1 protein-coding gene is annotated in these 231 nt (G+C 54.5%); it reads left to right on the plus strand.

Annotated features, from left to right (window positions below; genetic code table 11):
- Positions 1-44: 44 nt before the first annotated feature.
- Positions 45-231 (plus strand): hypothetical protein (locus ACPYOM_RS24150; protein ID WP_481347925.1); only part of this gene is annotated, 187 nt, incomplete at its 3' end.

Raw genomic sequence — 231 nt, forward strand, 5'->3', positions numbered from 1 at the left:
GGTGCGATAAAGCAACCGCAAGGTCTTGACCAGAGGACCTTGGAATGAGCAGCGCCGTGACGACCACAAATGTCTCCTCCGAAGTAACAATGGGCCTGCTGCTCATGTTCCTTTCGGTGCTCGTGTCGCCGATCATCGATATCTTTGCGAAACTGGCGATCGTGACAATTCCGTCCGCGGAAATCACCTTGGCTCGCTTCGTCGTTCAAGCACTTTGCATGCTTCCGGTCG

It is taken from the genome of Monashia sp. HAY1-2A, from assembly GCF_056755315.1.